The organism is Corynebacterium sp. HMSC034A01 (assembly GCF_001838175.1).
Taxonomy (GTDB): domain Bacteria; phylum Actinomycetota; class Actinomycetes; order Mycobacteriales; family Mycobacteriaceae; genus Corynebacterium.
On record NZ_KV835946.1, the window covers coordinates 1 to 16796 of the forward strand.

A 16796-nucleotide genomic window follows, 5' to 3' on the forward strand; every position below is an offset into this window, starting at 1 on the left:
TAAGCCAGCGCAACCCCCAACACCAGACCCTGCCCGAATTGTGGATAATTTAACCTGAGAAATTCACAAAGCGCAGTTCACAGGGCCAAATTCAAATCTACGTCCATCCCGTCGACGCGGCCGCGCGAGGTGAACTGCCAGACTGTGGGCGAAGGAAACCCGACGGGGCGCGGCCACTCCCCCACGTCCAAAGGCGACGAAACGTCAACCACGGGGTTCGATCCCCACTGCGCCAACCACAGCCCGCCGAACTCGGCCACGTCCGCGAGCAGCATGTGCCGCCGCCAGTACCAGGCGTTCGTGTAGACCCCAGCGACTTCGACGCCTGCGGAGGTGAAGGTGTGGTGGGCGGAGCGGACGTCGAGAAGCGAAAGTCCCGCCGGGGACTCGACGTCGAGCCACAAAGGCAGGCGGCAACAACCGAGAACCTCAAGCGCAGCCTCAACCTGCTCCGCAATGGTGGTCCCTTCGGACGGGGCACGCAGGAAGTGGTACGCCGCGGTCGCGAACGGGGCGAACGACGAAAACGCGGCGTCCTGGTACGTGCCGTCGGTGGTGCGGGCGATGACGAAGTCGAAGCTGGAAACGTCGAGCCCGGCCTGGTGCTCCGAGACGTCGACGCCGAACCTCACCGCTTGGTCAACCCCATGCGCGGCGCGAAGCTGCCCGGGTGGCGGCGCTGCGCGGCGGCGTCTGCGATGGCCAGGCGCCACTTCGGGTCGCGCACCGGCATCTGGGAGATGGGGAACCAGCCGGCTTCGGTGTTCTCGTCGTCGCCGACCACGGGTTCGACGGTGGGGTCGAGCGGCTCGCAGCGCAACTGCACCGTCATGTAGCTGGCCTTGTCCCCGTTCGCGTGGGTGACGGGCCCGTGCGCGCCGACACCCAAAATCGCCGCGGCGGTGACCCGCACGCCGGTTTCCTCCAGCACCTCCCTCACGGCGGCGACGTGCGGCTCCTCGCCCGGGTCCGCGATGCCGGTCACAGGCGTCCACTCACTGTTGTCGGCGCGGCGCACCAGCAGCACTTCGGGGACGGCCCACGGCGATGCAACGGTGGCGTCGCGAAGCACGACGGCGCACACGGCAGGCACCCACATCAGGTCGGTGCCGATCTTCTTGCGGGTTTCCACGATGAACTCCGGGATAGGCATGGTGGCAAGTGTACAATCCCTGAAGTTATGAGCACCGCCGTTTCCGACACGCAGCCCTGGGTCAGACGCGTCCCCGCGCCCCTGTTCGTCGCGGTGTACGGCGCGCTGGTCATCCTGGTGGTTTTCGGGGTGGCGATGGCGGCGAGCCGCACCACGGCGAGCACCCCGGAGGACGCGGAGCTGCCGCAGCCGGAGCGTCCGTTCAACCCGGCGCCGGCGGACCCGGGCAACGTCGCGGCGAGCATCCGCCCCCACCTGATCGAGAATGTGCGCGTGGGCGAGACGAACACGGGCGCGATGATGCGCGGCGACGTGGTGGTCGGAGCCCTCGACGACTCCACCGAGATTGCGGGCCACCTGTCGCGTCTGCTGGAGCAGAATTGTTTGGATACGGTGACGTTGACGTCGAAAAGCGGGATGCGCTTTAACTTCTGGGGCTTTTGCTTCTCGACGCTTCCTCCGGAGACCCTCGCCCAGTACATCGATTTCGGCGTGGCTGAGGGCGCCGATTCCGTGTCGTTTATTGATTACGCCTCGCACAACCACTTCCGCGTAATCACCCTGAACTGGATGGACGTGGACGACGCCGACGCACTGTCCGAGCGCTGGCTCGAGGTGGAGCGCCCCGACGAGATCGACCGCGTGACGTTCAACGGCTACACCGACGACGAGGTCGTGGTGGTGGACAACGACAAGGAAACCGGCGAGCACCTCAAGCGCTGGCCGCTGCTTGCCAACCCGGTCACCAGCGCCGGGGAATGAATTCCGCGTCCGGCACAGCGTGGCGGATCACGGCCATGACCTGCTTGACGTTGGAGTAGCTCATCAGGTGCGGGTCCTCCATGCCCTCGTAGCACTCCTCCCCCGCACGGCCGGCCTCGGTGCCGGAGACGACGCCGATGACGGTGGCGCGGCCGTTGACGTCCGCGAATACTGGCCCGCCCGAGTCGCCCGAGGCGGCGCACACGGCGGCGATGTCGCCGAAGGTTTCGTCCTCCACGCCGGGGTCGAGGTTGACTATCTGCACCCGCTCGGTGGCCTCGAAGGTGCCGCAGGTGTAGCCGGTGGTCGCACCCGTTTTGCATAGCTTCTCGACGGGCCCAAGGCCCTCCCCGATCCCAGTCGGAATCGGCGCACCGACCACATCCATGAACCGGTCCGGATCCGTGATCTCGATGATGCCGACGTCCGCGCCCTCCGTCTCCGGGGTGTGCTGGGAGTACAGCCCGGAGAAGATGAAGTGGCCGACCTCGGAGGCGTAGTCGAACGCCGTGGAGGCGTTGGTGGGCCACACCAGGTCGCCCTCGCGGCCGCAGTGGCCGGCGGTCACCGCATACGCACGGCCGTCCTTGCCGGTGAACGAGAACGCCGCGGTGCACGACTGCGCCGTGAAGTGCTCCCCGGGCGCCGGGCGGTGGTCCGTGGTCTGGATCTTCGTGCCCGGCGCCCATGGGGCGAACGCGGGCACCAGCACGTTGTTGTCGTTGGCCGGCGCGGGAGCGGCGTCGTCAGGCGTTTGCACCTCGGACAGCGCCTCGCGCTCCTCCACGGTGCCGGTGGGGACCTTCGACGCGTTTAAGCCCAGCCACACCACGATGCCCACGACCATCGCCGTGGCGACGATCACGGTGATCCACCCGCCCGTTTGCAGCCCGCTGCGGCGCGCGCGGGCCGTGGAGCCGGGCTGTTGCGCCGGCATGTCCGGGAACTTCAGCGGGTGCTGCGGGTACTGCGACGGGGGCTCGCCCGGCATGTCCGGGAAGCGCCACTGCGGGCCCTGCTCGGGCTGGTAGCGCGTCGCTGAGCTGGGCCGGTTCGGCTGGTTACTCGGAGGCGTCAACCGCCGAGCCCTCGTCGCCGTCCTGCTCCTTTTCTTCGGCCATGATCTTCATGTCCCGAATGAACTTCTCCGGGTCGAAGTCGGTGTAGTGCTCCGGGCCTGCGAACTGCTCCTGTGCCATGTGCGCGCACTCCTTTGTGGATTGACGACGGTGTGCCCTAGACGTTAGTGCCCTCGATCGCCTCGGCGATAAACGCCTTGACGGCCTCGGCGTCGTTGGGCAGGTCGGTGACGTGGCGCTCGGCGTCCATGATGCCGGCGAAGCGCTCCGGCACCTCGGGAGCCTCACCGATGGCCTCGGCGATCGTGTCGGCGAACTTCACCGGCAACGCCGTCTCCAGCACAACGATCGGGGTGTCCACCTCGCCCGCGAGCTGCTCGGCCACGTGGATCCCGTCGGCGGTGTGCGGGTCCACCAGCACACCGAACTTATCGCGCACGCGCTTGATGGTGGCCACCCGGTCGGCGTGAGTGGAGGTGCCGGAGGCGAAGCCGAACTCGCCGCGGATGCGCTCCATCACCTCCGGCCCACCCAGGTCGGTGGCAGCGAAGCCGCCGTCTTTCACCTTGTTGGCGAACAGCTCGGAGGTGAGGTCGGAGTCGCGCAACGTGGCGTCGAAAAGCATCCGCTCAAAGTTGGACGCCTTCGAGATGTCCATGGACGGCGATGACGTCGCGTGGGTCTCCGCAGCGGAGCGGGGGCGGTACTCGCCGCGCGCGAAGAAGTCGTGGAGCACGTCGTTTTCGTTGGTGGCCACGATTAGGCGGTCGATGGGCAGTCCCATCTGCTTCGCGATGTGCCCCGCGCACACGTTGCCGAAGTTGCCGGTGGGCACGCAGAAGGAAACCTTCTCCTCGTTGGTCTCGGTGACCTTCAGGTAGGTCGCGACGTAGTACACCACCTGCGCGAGCAGGCGCGCGAAATTGATGGAGTTCACCGCCCCGATGGAGTACTTCGATTTGAACCCCGCGTCCGCGCTGACGGCCTTGACCACGTCCTGGCAGTCGTCGAACACGCCGTCTAAGGCGATGTTGAAGATGTTCGGATCATCCAGGCCGAACATCTGCGCCTGCTGGAACGGCGTCATGCGCCCGGCCGGGGTGAGCATGAACACGCGGATGTTGTCTCGCCCGCGCATCGCGTACTCGGCCGACGATCCGGTGTCGCCCGAGGTCGCCCCCAGAATGTTGATCTCTTCGCCGCGGCGGGCCAGCTCGTACTCGAACAGCTCGCCGAGCAGCTGCATCGCCATGTCCTTGAACGCCGCCGTCGGCCCCTCAGACAGGTGGCCGATGTGCAGCTGGTCGTTCAGGCGGGTCACCGGCACGATCTCCTCGTCGGCGAAGACGGGCGTGCGGTACGCCCGGCGCGCAATCGCCTCGAGGTCCGCCTCGGGGATGTCGTCGACGTAGAGCTTCAGTACTTCGGCGGCGAGGGCTGCGTAGCCGTCGTGAAGCAAAAGCTCGCGCCACTCGCTCAGAAGTTCCGGGGTGATGGACGGGTACACCGCCGGCATGAACAGGCCGCCGTCGGGGCTTAGGCCTGTGAGCAGGATGTCTGTGAAGGAGCGCGGCTGCGCCGATGCGTCGCGAGTTGAGATGTAGTCCACCCCGCGCAGTCTACGTCATGGGTGCCTCTGCCCGGCCTGATCCGGGGATTTACTTACAGCCGCGGCTCGCGACTAGTGCTTGTATACGGAAGATCGGTGGCCAATGTCGATCAGCATAATCAGGACTTTGTCGTCCACGATGTCTGCGATGATTCGGTAGTCCCCCACCCGCCAGCGCCACAGCCCCCGTTTGGTGCCCACCAGAGCTTTGCCGCCTCCCCGTGGGTCGGAAGTGGCTCGAAGTCGGTGGAGAAAATTTTGAATCCGCTTCTGCTCGCCTCGGTCGAGTTTGCGAAACGATTTCGCTGCACGTGGCGAAAACTCAATCCGCCAATCCGAGCTCATTCTCTAGCTCCTCGAGGGAGATGGTTGGAAGCTCACCACGTCGAATCGCATCGGCTTCCGTTTCAAGCTCGTCGACGTACTCCAGCTCCGCGAGGTGCGCACTCAGCGCTTCGTGCACGTAATAAGAGGCTGGGCGGCCCGTGCGCCGGGCAAGCGCATCCAACCGCCTCTTCTGGTCTTCATCAACGCGAAGACTGATTACTGATCCGCTCATGTGAATATTCTTACACTCGATTGACCAGCAGCGGAAGCCCCTACCGGCGGGGCGGTTCCTGTCGCCCGGTCAAAATATCCACCACCGAGCGAATCGCGGCATCGCCGAGCGGGGGCACGGTGCGCTCCTTCTCGGGCGCGTGCTCGCGCGCGGGCGTGCGGGTGGTCGGTTCGACGGTGATGCTCAGCGTCTCGCCGTCGAGCTCCAGCCCGGTCTTGGGGTCAACGCCGGCGACGCGCGCGGCGTCCACCAGCGCAACCAGGTCTGCGAAGGTGGCGTTGTTCAGGTCGATGGTCATGTTCACTGCCATGGGTTCGAGCATATTGCCTATCGACGCCACTCCGCCTCCCGCCCTAGTCGAACTCGAGCGACGGCACCTCGCCCCAGAACGCCTCCTCCACCACCTTGTGGGCGTGGCGGGTGATGCGCAGGTAGTCCTCCAGGAATTCCTGCTGGTCGTCGGGGTCGTAGCTGGCGGAGCCCGCCACCTGGGCGAGCTGTGGGCCCGGCGCGGGCAGCTGGTCGGTGCGCTTGCCGGCGACCAGCACGATGGCGTTGCGGGCGCGGGTGGCGGTGAGCCACGCGGTGCGCAGCACTTCGGCGTGCGAGCCGCGGATGACGGACGGGTCGTCGAGCTCGGCGAGGAAGTCCAGCGCGTCCAGGGTGGAGGGGGTGCGCAGCTCCTCGTGGGTGTGGGCGTGCTGCATGGTCAAAAGCTGCACGGTCCACTCCACGTCGGCGAGCGCGCCGCGGCCGAGCTTGGTGTGGGTGGCGCGGTCGGCGCCGCGGGGCAGGCGCTCGTTGTCGACGCGGGCCTTGATGCGGCGGATCTCGCGGATGTCGGAAGGCTTAGCCCCGCCGGCCGGGTAGCGGAAGGCGTCGATGGCCTCCAGGAATGCGTCGCCCACGCCGCGGTCGCCGGCGACGACGGCCGCGCGCAGCAGCGCCTGGCGCTCCCAGACCTCGCCCCACTCGCGGTAGTAGCGCTCGTAGCTGGCGATGGTGCGCACCACCGGGCCGGAGCGTCCCTCGGGGCGCAGGCCCAGGTCCACCTCAAGCGGCGGGTCGCCGGAGGGTTTGGACAGGCGGGCGCGCATCTGGTCGACGATCTTCGCCGCCCAAGCAACAGCGCCTGCTTCGTCGGCCTCATCGCTCGGCTCGGCGACGATCATCACGTCGGCATCCGAGCCGTAGCCGAGTTCGGCGCCGCCGAGGCGGCCCATGCCGATGACGGCGATGCGGGCCGGAGGTTCGTCGTGAGGCGAGCTTGCGAGATCCGCGTGCACCTCGGCGCGAAGCGCGGCCTCGAGCACAGCCTCCCACACGTAGGTCAGCTCGAGGCAGACCTGGCGCGGCTCCATGAAGCCGAGCAGGTCGGCGGACGCGATGCGCGCGAGTTCCGCGCGGCGCAGGGAGCGCGCCACGGCGACGGCCTTGTCGGGGTCCGCCTGGTGGCGCTTGGCGGAGGCGATGATGGCTTTGTGGACTTGGTCGGGGGCGGCGTCGAGGAGCCGGGGCCCGTTGGAGCCGTCGCCGAGCAGTTTGACCACATCTGGCGCGGAGATGATGAGGTCGGAGGCGTACGGCGAAGTGCCCAGGATGTGCATGAGGCGTTGCGACGCCACGCCCTCGTCGCGCAGCATGCGGAGGAACCAGCTGCGGTCGACGGCGGCGTCGGAAAGCTTGCGGTAATTCAAAAGCCCCTGGCCGGGGTCCGCGGTATCCGCGAGCCAGTGCATCAGCGACGGCAGCAGGATCGCCTGCAGCTTGGCCTTGCGCGAGGTGCCCTTGACCAGCGCGGAGAGATGGTCGAAGGCGCGCGCCGGGTGCCGGTAGCCAAGCGCGGCGAGCTGGGCCTTCACCGCGTCCGCGGACAGGGTGGCCTCGCCGACAGTCATGTCCGCCACAGCACCCAGCAGCGGGCGGTAGAACAGGCGCTCGTGCAGGTCGGAAACGTCGCGGCGCACGCGCTTGAGCTCGCGGTACATCGCGTCGGGGGCGGAGCCGCGGTGGTTCGCAGTGAAGCCTGCGGCGCGGGCGAGCCAGCGGTTGCGTTTCTCGTCGTCCGGCTCGGGCAGCTGGTGGGTGCGCTTGAAGCGCTGCAGCTGCAGGCGGTGCTCGAGCAGGCGCAGGAACTCGTAGGCCTCGGTGAGCACGCGCGCGTCTTCGCGCCCGACGTAACCGGCCTTGGCCAGGGCAGCGAGTGCCTCGAGGGTGTTGCGGGCGCGCAGCGTGTCGTCGATGCGCCCGTGCACGAGTTGCAGCAGCTGCACGGCGAACTCGACGTCGCGAAGCCCGCCGGGGCCGAGTTTCAGCTCGCGGCGCCGCACGTCCGCCGGCACGTTCTCCAGCACGCGCCGGCGCATAGCTTGGACGTCCTCGACAAAGCTGTCGCGCTGGGAGGCCTCCCACACCAGCGGCGCGATCGCCTCGGAATAGGCCCGCCCCAAGTCCATGGAACCGGTCTGCGGCCGCGCCTTCAGCAGCGCCTGGAACTCCCAGGTCTCAGCCCATTTCCGGTAGTAGGCTTGGTGCGATTCCAGGGTGCGAACCAGCGCGCCCGAGGCCCCTTCCGGCCGCAGGTTCGCGTCCACGTCGAAGAAGCAGGCGGAGCCGATGCGCATCATCTCCGCGGCCACGCGCGTGATCTTCGGCGAGGCGGGCTCGGCCACGAACACGACGTCCACGTCGGAGATGTAGTTCAGCTCGCCGGCGCCGCACTTGCCCATGGCGATCACGGCGAGCTCGGCGTCCGCTTCCTCATCGCCGTAGACGTCGCGCACCGCCACCGCGAGCGCGGCGGTGAGCGCGGCGTCCGCGAGCCACGTGAGTCGCTCGGTGGTGTAGCTGTAGCTCATGGATTCGCCCTCGCCGTGGCCCTTGACCGCGGCAAACGTGCCGGCGAGGTCGGCGGCGGCGATGCGCATCACCAGGTCGCGGTGGGTGGAGCGGAGCTTTTGCTTAGCCGCGCCAACTTCGCCCTCCCCCGCCTTATACAACCCCGGCCCGTCAGCGTCGACCCCCACGGCGGCGAGCATGGTGCGGTAAAGATCGGCCTGATCGGGCAGGTCCTCGAGCAGCAGCCGCCACTGCTGCGGGTGCGCGATCAGGTGGTCCGACAGCGCGGTGGAGCCGCCCAGCAGGGCGAAGAACCGGGTGCGGAACACCGGAAAGTCGCGCAGCGCTTCAAGCAGCTCCGCCCATCCACTACCAAGCGCGTCGAAGAGCCGGTGGGCGTTGTTGAGGGCCAGGTCCGGGTCGCTTGCGCCGGCGAGGGTGTAGAGCGAAGCTTCGTCGATAAGCGAAAGTTCCTCGATGTCCTCGGCGGCGCGCGGGCTGGTCAGTCCGAGCTTGGCGGGTGAAATCACAGGTCGATCCCCGTATCGATCTCCCAGGGGGTGATCTGGGCGGTGTAGTCGTGCCACTCGGCCCACTTGGCGCGCAGGAAGAACTCGAAGACCTGCTCGCCTAAGACCTCGGCCATGAACTCGGAACGCTCCATCTGGCGCAACGCCTGGTCCAGCGAGTTGGGCAGGTCGCGGTACCCCATCGCGCGGCGCTCGCGGCGGGTCAGGGCAAAGACGTCGTCGCGGGCGGGCTCGTCCAGCTCGTAGCCCTCCTCGATGCCCTTCAGGCCTGCGGCGAGCACCGCGGCGAACGCCAGGTAGGGGTTGCAGGCGGAATCCAGGGAGCGCACCTCCGCCCGGCGCGAATCCGCCTTGTGCAGGCGGTAGGTGGGTACGCGCACCATGGCCGAGCGGTTGGAGATGCCCCAGGTGGCGGCGGTGGGCGCCTCGGAGCCGAACTGCAGGCGCTTGTACGAGTTGACCCACTGGTTGGTCACCGCGGAGATCTCGCCCGCGTGCTCGATGATGCCGGCGATGAACTGGCGGCCGGTTTTGGACAAGCTGATTTCGTCGTCCGGGTCGTGGAAGGCGTTGGTGTCGCCTTCGAACAGAGAGAAGTGCGTGTGCATCGCCGAGCCCTCGAGGTCTTTGAAAGGCTTGGGCATGAACGTTGCGTGCACGCCGTTCATCTCCGCGACCGTCTTCACGATGTAGCGGAACGTGACAATATTGTCGGCCATGGTCAGCGCGTCGGTGTGGCGCAAGTCGATCTCCTGCTGGCCCGGCGAGCCCTCGTGGTGGGAAAACTCGGTGACAATGCCCATGTACTCCAAGGCGGAGACGGCCATGCGGCGCAGCTTCGGCGCCTCGTTGCGCTTGGCCTGGTCGAAGTAGCCGCCCTTGTCCGCCGGTGTGGGCGGCTGATCGCCCTGGCCGGGTTTGACCACGTAGAACTCGATTTCGGGGCTGGCCAGAAACTCGAAGCCCATGTCGCGGGCGTTGGTGATCTGGCGGCGCAGCACCTGGCGCGGGTCAGCATAGAGCGGGTCGCCGTCGGGCATGGTGATGTCGCAGAACATGCGCGCGGTTTGCAGGCCCGCCTCCTCGTCGAAGGGCAGCGGCTGGTACGTCGACGGGTCGGGGCGCAGCAGTGTGTCGGACTCGGAGACGCGGCTAAACCCCTCGATTGAGGAGCCGTCGAAGCCCACGCCCTCCTCGAAGGCGCTTTCCAGCTCCGCCGGCGACATCATCACGGTTTTCAGGGAGCCGAAGATGTCGGTGAACCAGAGGCGGATAAAGGCGATGTCCTGCTGCTCCACCATTCGCAGCACGTTGTCGGTTTGGGCGCTCATGGTCCACAACTGTAGCGACCTTTGGGCGTCGAAAAGCAGGCTAAGCTTGGGGTGACAAACCATTGAAGGAGGACAACGATCATGGCTGCACAGGCACCCGAGCAGTTCCTCGAGGTGGAAATCAAACTCGCGGTGGACGAGGGCACCGGCATGCCGGACCTGACGCAACTGCCCGGCGTGGAGGAAATCGCCAGCATGCGCGAGCACAACCTCTCCGCCGTGTACTACGACACCAAGGATCTGCGCCTGACGCGTTCCAAGATCACGCTGCGCCGCCGTACCGGCGGTGCGGATGACGGCTGGCACCTCAAGCTGCCCAAGGAGGGCGGGCGCAACGAGGTGCGGATGCCTCTCGACGACCCTTCGGCCGTGCCCGAGGAACTTATCGCCCAGGTGCGCTCGATCGTGCGCACGGAGGAGCTGGCGCCGGTGGCGCAGGTGGACAACCGCCGAGTGGAGATTTTGCTTTCCGGTGCCGACGGCGAGGTCGCTGAGTTTTGCGACGACCACGTCACAGCCTGGTCGCTGCTTCCCGGCGGGGAGCGCACCAACTGGCGCGAGTGGGAGCTCGAGCTGTCCGAGGCGCTCGCCGGCACCGAAGAAGGCGAGACGCTGATCAACCAGGGCACCAGCTTTTTGATCTCGGCGGGCGCGCGCAAGTCCTCCTCGCCGTCGAAGCTGGCCACCGCGCTGGGCGATTCGGCCAAGACCGCTCCCCTGCCGCCGCACATGCAGGCGGAGCTGGAGGCGGACTCCCCGGCCGCCGCCGTGGTGGACTCCCTGCGCAAGCAGCGCGACGCCATCGTCGCCTGGGAGCCGCGCGTGCGCGCCGACGAGTACGACTCTGTGCACCAGCTGCGCGTCGCCACCCGCGAGATGCGCTCCTTGCTGGAGACGTTCGAGGGCATCCTCGAGGGCGATGAGCTCGGCGCGCTTGAAGACGAGCTCAAGCACGCCGCCAGCGTGCTGGGCGTGGCCCGCGACGCTGAGGTGGTGGAAGAGCGTTTCCTGGAGCTGCTGGATTCGGACGAGTCCGGGCTGGTTGACGACGCCGCCCGCGCGCACATCGCCGGCGACATGCGCCGCGACTACAACGAAGCCCACGCCGAGATCGTGGCCATGCTCGACTCGGAGCGCTTCATGGCACTGCTGGACGCGATTGACGGGTTGTTGGCTGAGCCGCCCGTCGCAAAGCAAGAGGCCTCTGAAGAACCCCCGGCGGAGTCCAAGGAAGTCCTCTACGACCACCTCAAGCGCGGCTACAAGAAGCTGAAAAAGCGCCACGACAAAGTCGACGAGCACTACCACGACACCGACCTGCCGCTACACGAGCGCGAAGACTACGTCCACGACGTGCGCAAGGCCGCAAAGAAGCTGCGGTATTCCGCCAACGCCGCGGCCGACGCGGGTTTGAAGGCGGGGCGGCTAGCCAAGGCGTGCAAGGCGCTGCAGTCCAAGCTGGGCGACTTCCAGGACGCCGTGACCTCGCGCGACCGCATCCAGCGGCTTGCCGAGGAGGCCCGCGAACGCGGCGAGGACACCTTTGCCTACGGCATGCTCTACCAGCGCGAACTCGACCGCGGGGAGCAAGCCTTGAGCGGTTACGACAAGACCGTGCGCGAGGTGCGCAAGGCGTTTAAGAAGATCAAGCCGTAACTACTTCTCCCAGGACGGGGCCTCGCCCCAGTTGTCGTCCGCCTCGTCCTGGTTGTCGGCGCGCTTGTTGCGCTGCGCGGCGATCTGCAGCGCGGACTCGGCCTCCTCGCGGGTGGCGTAGGGGCCCATGCGGTTATCCCAGGCGGCTTCCTTGCCCTGGGTGACCTCGCCGGTGGACGGGTTGTAGTAGAACTGCTCGTCTGCCATTGTTTCGTTCCTTTCGGGTTTTGTTTACCCGTCCGACTGTACCGGGGCGGTTGGTAGTGTGGTGGCGGTTAAAAGGAGCGTGACATGGCATTGTTTGAAACCCCCTCCGTCTCCCCTGTGGAGCGCGTGAGCGCAGCGTCTGGGCGTGTCGCATCCGCGCCTGGGACGTGGGTGCTCATCGGCGAAAACGTCGACCACTTCGGCGGCGTGACCCTGGCCGGCACCGCGTCGCTGCGGGCGGCCGCGGCGGTGCACCCGCGGTCCGACGGCGTGATCTCAATTGCGGCGAACGGCCCACTCGGCCAGGAGTTTTCGGCGCAATTGCCTTACGACGACCAACCCGCCGACGGCCTCGCCCTCCGCTGGTGGGGCCTTGTGCACACGTTGGTGCAGCGCCAGGTACTCTCCCGCGACACTGCCGGCATGGATATCACCGTGGAATCGGACGTGCCCGTCGGCGCGGGCCTGGGTGCTTTGTACGCCGCCGACGCCGCGATCGCGTTTGCGCTGGCAGGTTCGCACGACGACGTGGACACCGCCCCGTTCCGCGCCCGGCTCGCGGAGATCTGCTCGCACGCCGTGGCCACATACTCGTCTCAGCCGGTGCTGCGCGCCCGGCACTCGGTGGCGCTGCGCGGGGCCGACGGGGTGTCGGTGGTGGACTACGCCGACGGCTCACTGACCCAGGCGCCGCACCCCTCGCGCCACGGCGTTCGCGTGTTCTCCGTGTCGAAGGAGCTCGGCGCGCCGTTTACGCAGTCGCGCGAGGCGATCGCGGAGCGCCGCGCGTTCATCGACGCCGCCTGCTCCAACTTCGGAGTGTCCTCGCTGCGCCAGCTTCCCGACGCCCCCGGCCGCGCCGTCCAATGGGTCGAGGCACGCCGCGCCGCCGGCGATGAGGCCGCGCCGGAGCCGGAGGCGGCGCGGCGCTGGGTGCAGTTCTGCGAATCGGAGACGCTGCGTTCCCTCGCCGCGGCGAAGGCCCTGCGCTCGCGCCGCGCCAACGAACTGTTCACCCTGCTCAACTCGCCTTCTGAGTCCCACGACCTGCCCTCCCCGGACGCGCTGGTCGCCCTGGCCCGCGAACGCGGCGCCGTCGCCGCCCGTCCCGCCGCCATCGGCACCTCCGACGCCGTGATCGCGTTCGTGCCGGTGCAGGAGGCCGACGCGTTCGCGGCTGAGATGGCGCGCGAGTTTGAGGTGGTGGAGGTCACCGCCGGCGAACCCGCCCGCCTCGAGGGGTAGGCCGCAACCACCCCTAGTCCGCGGGCCAGGCGAAGCCGACCTCGCGCGCCTCTGGGTCCGCCCGCACGAGGGAGAACTTCGTCTCCTCGCCTTCCTCGGGCGCGCCAGCGGACGGCGCGAGCACCGGCGGGTCCACGATGAACACGCGCGCCGCGTCCTCCCCGCTCTTCAGCGTCACGCCGTCGAAGTTGTGGCCCACCCACGGCTCGAGCACCGTCGCCTCGGTTAAGTGCAGGCACGCCTTCTCCACCGTGTTGGCGAGCTGGGAGGACCGCCCCATGGTCTTGATCACCCGCGGGGCGTCGCGTTGCACCCACTCCGGCACGTCCTCACCTGCGCAGATGGCGAGGCAGACTTCGGTGGCGTAGCGGTCGATCAGCCGCCGCAAAGGCGCGGTGACGTGCGAGTAGTACCCGCCGATACCGGCGTGCACCTCGGCCTGCTTCTCGGACAGGTCCACGTAGCCGGACCCGCGCAGCAGTTTTTGCGCCTCGCGCATCACCGCCATCCCGCGCGGGGTGTCGGCGTCCGCACCTGCCAAAAACTCGCCGATGTCACCTGCGACCTCGTAGCCCAGGTTGCGTGCTTCTCGACGGAACTCCGCCTCGCCGCCCTCATCCGCCGGGCCCAACGTGCGCAGGAAGCCCACCCCGGCGTCGACCATCATCCGCCCGGCCACCATGCCGGTGAGCAGCGAGATTTCGGAGTTGTAGTCCATGATCGGGTGGCGCGGCTCGATGACCAGCTCGAAGGTGTCGCCGTCGCCGACCACGCGCACCGACGGCAGACGCAGATTGATCGCGTGCCTGCGCAGCGAGGACTGCTGCCGCAGCCGCCCCACCTCCTCCAACAGCGCAATCGACGGGTGCACCTGCCCTGCCTGCATGTCTTCGTGCACGCCCTCGTAGTCCAGCCGCGCCACGGAGCGCACCAGCGCGCGCTCCACGTGCGCGGAGTCGACCTCGCCGCGCTCGTCCAGTTCGAACGTCCACAGCACGGCCGGCCGGTCTACGTCGGGAAGCAGTGAGGCAGAGCCTTCGGACAGCTCCTCCGGGTGCAGACGCGCCGGCTCGTCCGGCAAGTAGATAGTCTGGCCGCGCTCCAGCGACTCCGCCGCCACCGCCGAGTCCGGGTCCACGAACGCCGCCACATCCGCGATGGCGTAGCGCACCACGTAGCCGCCGCCGTCGCGGGCCTCGATGTGAACTGCCTGGTCCAGGTCCTTCGACCCGACGGGATCGATGGTGACCAGGGGCACGGAGCGGGCGTCGATACGCGACTGCGAAAAGCGGTCCTCAAGCTTGGCGGCTTCGGTGTGAAGCTCCTGCGTAAATGTTGTGCGCACGTCGAATTCGCGCGCAATCGAGCGGAAGTTCAGGGGCGCGGCGTAGAGCTTCATAGGAAGCCATCGTGCCACGAAAGGGCGAATGAGTCGGCCTATGAGCCGGATTCTGTTCCCCTGACGGGGCGGCGACCATCCATCTGGACCACCCATTGCTGGGCGCCTCAAGCAGCTACCTTCGGACTGGGCGGGCAGCCTACATCCGACGACCTCCGCCTTGCGACGGGGGCTCTTGCCTTGCTCCCGGTGGGGTTTACCTGGCCACCTGCGTCACCGCAGATGCCGGTGCGCTCTTACCGCACCCTTTCACCCTGACCTCGTTGCCGAGGCGGTCTACTTTCTGTTGCACTTTCCCGCGGATCGCTCCGGGTTGCTGTTAGCAACCACCGTGCCCTGTGGAGTCCGGACTTTCCTCGACCCGCGCCTTCCCGTTCAACGGTGGTTCGCGGTGCCGCGGCCGCCCGGCCGGCTCATTCGCGTGGTACAGCATACGCTTTCTGCCGGTTGGAACGGAACTGCTGGGCATCGTTCGAGGATGCTTACCCCAGGATGCTTATCCCTCGAGAGCGTTGCCAGGCATTTCTCGCGGCCACTCGAGAAGTAAGCATTTAAGAGTAAGCATCCTCCCCCGGTAAGCATCCTGGGGTAAGCATCTAGCTACCCGCGGTGGTGGGCGACGTCGTTGACGCAGCGCACCACGCCGAAGTCGCCGTAGTAGTCCACGACCGAAATGCTAGCCAGGTCCAAGAACAGGTGCTTGAACAGCTCCGGACCGGCGCCGAGGGCCTGGCGCAGAAACGACTTCACCGGCGTCATGTGAGTGACCACCAGCACGGTCTTCCCTTCGTAGCGTTCCTGCAGCGTCGACCGCGTGCGCGTGACCCGGCGGTGCAGCGCGGTGAGCGATTCGCCGCCCGGGGGCGCGTTGTTCGGCGAGGACTGCCATTCGTCGAACGCCGACGAATCCCGCGACACGGCCTCGTCGCGGGTGAGCCCCTCGAAGTCGCCGAAGTCGAGCTCGCGCAGCCCCTCGTCGACCACCACGTCGAGGCCGAGCGCGCCGGCGGCGATGCGGGCGGTGCCCTGCGCGCGGGCCTGCGGCGAGGCGATGACGGCGTCGATGCGCCCGAATTTCCGCAGCGCGTCGGCGGCCCGGCGCGCCTGGTCGCGGCCGGTGTCGGTCAGCTCCGGGTCGGACGTGCCGGAAAAGCGCTGCTCGGCGGAGTGCTGGGTCTGCCCGTGCCGCAGCAGGATGAACCGGGTGCGCGGCGCGTCGGCGCCGGCCCAGTGTGCGGGGCTCGCGGTCTGGTGCGATTGCTTCTCCGCGTCCTCCGGTTCCCCCCGCTTCTCCCCCACCCACACGCCAGTGCCTTTGACGATGCCGGGCGCATCGCCGCGGGCGGCGGCGTCCATGGCCACGTTGGAAAGCTCGTCGGCCTTCTTGTTCTTCGCCCGCGGGACCCAGGTGTAGGTGACCTTCTCAAATGTCGACGCGAGGTCGCGCGCCTGACGGGCCAGCTTCTGCATGTCGGGGTGTTTGATTTTCCAGCGGCCGGTCATCTGCTCGACAACCAGCTTGGAGTCCATGAACACGTCCACCGCCGTCGCCCCGACCTCACGGCACGCCTCCAGGCCGCGGATCAGGCCGTAGTATTCGGCGACGTTGTTGGAGGATTTCTTGCCCACCACGTAGGCGATCTCGCCAAGCGTCTCCCCGTCAGCGTCGTAAACCACGGAGCCGGAACCGGCCACGCCCGGGTTGCCGCGGGAGCCGCCGTCGCAGTACATCGAAACCTGCATCAGCTACTCCACCGGAGAAACCCGCACCAAGAGCGTGCCGCAGTTCGGGCAGGTGGGCAGCTCGTCTTCCGGCTCGGCCATCACTTCGGCGCGCTCCGCCGGCGGCAGCTGGATAAAGCAGCCGCCGCAGGCTCGCCCGTTGAACTTGGCGGCACCGATGTCGTCGTAGGCGCGGAGCACGTCGTCAGGCAGCTGCCCCCGCAGCGCATCGGTATCCACAACATCTTCCTCCGGCAGGGCGTCCACGGCGCGCTGGGCGGTCTCGACCTTGCGGTTGGCCTCGTCGACGCGGGCGGCGTGGACGTCGCGGTTGTTGCGCAGCGCGGCGATCTCGTTGTGCGCCTCCTTCAGCTCGGAGAGCAGGTCCGCGATGCGCGACTTCGCGGCGTAGCGGTCGTGCTCGAGGTCCTTGCGGCGCTCCGGGTCGGTCTCGGCGGACAGCTGGCGCTTGTCGTCCAGCTCGCGCTTCTTCAGCTTCCGCTCGTCTTCCTGGATGCGCAGGATCTCCAGCTCCATGTCGTCGACTGCGAGTTGGGCTGCGGCGGAGGCGTCGGTGAGGCGCTTGCGCTCGTCGATAAGCTTCTGAAGCTCCTGCTCCTCGGGGCGCACGCGCGGCTGCGAGGACGCGGCGTCTGCCTGCGCGAGCTGCAGGAGGACGGGCTGCAGGTCTTTGGAAAGGTGCATC

General features: G+C 67.8%; 17 protein-coding genes and 1 other RNA gene. 3 read left to right on the forward strand and 15 right to left on the reverse strand.

Going from position 1 to position 16796, the window contains the following annotated elements:
- Positions 1-77: 77 nt before the first annotated feature.
- The gene (locus HMPREF2791_RS03920) at positions 78-632 is read right to left on the reverse strand and encodes a glycoside hydrolase family 25 protein (protein ID WP_070844476.1); all 555 of its coding nucleotides are present in this window, start codon (positions 630-632) and stop codon (positions 78-80) included.
- On the reverse strand, positions 629-1153 hold the full coding sequence (locus tag HMPREF2791_RS03925; RefSeq protein WP_070844478.1) for an NUDIX hydrolase: 525 nt from the start codon (positions 1151-1153) through the stop codon (positions 629-631). Before HMPREF2791_RS03925 ends, HMPREF2791_RS03920 begins: the two co-directional genes overlap by 4 nt.
- Before the next feature lie 27 nt (positions 1154-1180).
- Here HMPREF2791_RS03925 and HMPREF2791_RS03930 point away from each other — a divergent pair, with 27 nt between their 5' ends.
- The gene (locus HMPREF2791_RS03930; protein ID WP_070844479.1) at positions 1181-1915 is read left to right on the forward strand and encodes a hypothetical protein; all 735 of its coding nucleotides are present in this window, start codon (positions 1181-1183) and stop codon (positions 1913-1915) included.
- Here HMPREF2791_RS03930 and HMPREF2791_RS03935 read toward each other — a convergent pair.
- The 8 genes from HMPREF2791_RS03935 to glnA all read right to left on the reverse strand — a co-directional run bounded on the left by HMPREF2791_RS03935 (position 1896) and on the right by glnA (position 9861).
- Positions 1896-2993, reverse strand: a complete 1098-nt coding sequence (locus HMPREF2791_RS03935; protein WP_246815193.1) for a S1 family peptidase — start codon at positions 2991-2993, stop codon at positions 1896-1898. The two genes, HMPREF2791_RS03930 and HMPREF2791_RS03935, sit on opposite strands and share 20 nt — an antisense overlap.
- Entirely contained in the window at positions 2977-3114 is a 138-nt protein-coding gene (locus HMPREF2791_RS12005; protein ID WP_168160590.1) for a hypothetical protein, read from the reverse strand. Before HMPREF2791_RS12005 ends, HMPREF2791_RS03935 begins: the two co-directional genes overlap by 17 nt.
- A 37-nt stretch (positions 3115-3151) precedes the next feature.
- A complete protein-coding gene (gene thrC, locus HMPREF2791_RS03940) occupies positions 3152-4603 on the reverse strand; it encodes a threonine synthase (protein WP_070844480.1) in 1452 nt (483 codons plus the stop codon).
- Between the two features lie 72 nt (positions 4604-4675).
- Positions 4676-4948 (reverse strand): type II toxin-antitoxin system RelE family toxin, encoded by a 273-nt coding sequence (locus HMPREF2791_RS03945; RefSeq protein WP_070844481.1) that lies wholly within the window; start codon positions 4946-4948, stop codon positions 4676-4678.
- Complete coding sequence (locus tag HMPREF2791_RS03950) at positions 4926-5162, reverse strand: type II toxin-antitoxin system RelB family antitoxin (protein ID WP_070844482.1); 237 nt, start codon at positions 5160-5162, stop codon at positions 4926-4928. Before HMPREF2791_RS03950 ends, HMPREF2791_RS03945 begins: the two co-directional genes overlap by 23 nt.
- A gap of 40 nt (positions 5163-5202) precedes the next feature.
- Positions 5203-5472, reverse strand: a complete 270-nt coding sequence (locus HMPREF2791_RS03955) for a hypothetical protein (protein ID WP_070844509.1) — start codon at positions 5470-5472, stop codon at positions 5203-5205.
- 43 nt (positions 5473-5515) lie between these two features.
- Positions 5516-8530, reverse strand: coding sequence for a bifunctional [glutamine synthetase] adenylyltransferase/[glutamine synthetase]-adenylyl-L-tyrosine phosphorylase (locus HMPREF2791_RS03960; protein WP_246825411.1), 3015 nt, complete (start codon positions 8528-8530; stop codon positions 5516-5518).
- Entirely contained in the window at positions 8527-9861 is a 1335-nt protein-coding gene (gene glnA, locus HMPREF2791_RS03965; RefSeq protein ID WP_070473582.1) for a type I glutamate--ammonia ligase, read from the reverse strand. Before glnA ends, HMPREF2791_RS03960 begins: the two co-directional genes overlap by 4 nt.
- Before the next feature lie 81 nt (positions 9862-9942).
- On the opposite strand from glnA, the gene HMPREF2791_RS03970 reads away from it, so the two are divergent.
- Positions 9943-11517: a CYTH and CHAD domain-containing protein gene (locus tag HMPREF2791_RS03970; protein ID WP_070844483.1), complete on the forward strand. Its 1575-nt coding sequence runs from the start codon at positions 9943-9945 to the stop codon at positions 11515-11517.
- Here the strand turns inward: HMPREF2791_RS03970 and HMPREF2791_RS03975 are convergent, their stop codons facing one another.
- Complete coding sequence (locus HMPREF2791_RS03975; protein WP_070473579.1) at positions 11518-11724, reverse strand: hypothetical protein; 207 nt, start codon at positions 11722-11724, stop codon at positions 11518-11520.
- An 84-nt stretch (positions 11725-11808) separates the two neighbouring features.
- Between HMPREF2791_RS03975 and HMPREF2791_RS03980 the strand changes: the two genes are divergently transcribed.
- On the forward strand, positions 11809-12969 hold the full coding sequence (locus HMPREF2791_RS03980) for a galactokinase family protein (RefSeq protein ID WP_070473577.1): 1161 nt from the start codon (positions 11809-11811) through the stop codon (positions 12967-12969).
- 13 nt (positions 12970-12982) lie between these two features.
- Here the strand turns inward: HMPREF2791_RS03980 and HMPREF2791_RS03985 are convergent, their stop codons facing one another.
- From HMPREF2791_RS03985 to HMPREF2791_RS04000, 4 genes are all read right to left on the reverse strand, one after another.
- Positions 12983-14368, reverse strand: a complete 1386-nt coding sequence (locus HMPREF2791_RS03985) for an RNB domain-containing ribonuclease (protein ID WP_070844484.1) — start codon at positions 14366-14368, stop codon at positions 12983-12985.
- Between the two features lie 25 nt (positions 14369-14393).
- Positions 14394-14784, reverse strand: an RNA gene (rnpB, locus tag HMPREF2791_RS03990) — RNase P RNA component class A.
- Between the two features lie 184 nt (positions 14785-14968).
- Positions 14969-16111, reverse strand: coding sequence for a bifunctional RNase H/acid phosphatase (locus HMPREF2791_RS03995; RefSeq protein WP_070844485.1), 1143 nt, complete (start codon positions 16109-16111; stop codon positions 14969-14971).
- Positions 16112-16114: 3 nt separating this feature from the next.
- Complete coding sequence (locus HMPREF2791_RS04000) at positions 16115-16795, reverse strand: zinc ribbon domain-containing protein (RefSeq protein ID WP_070844486.1); 681 nt, start codon at positions 16793-16795, stop codon at positions 16115-16117.
- Between the last annotated feature and the right edge of the window lies 1 nt (position 16796).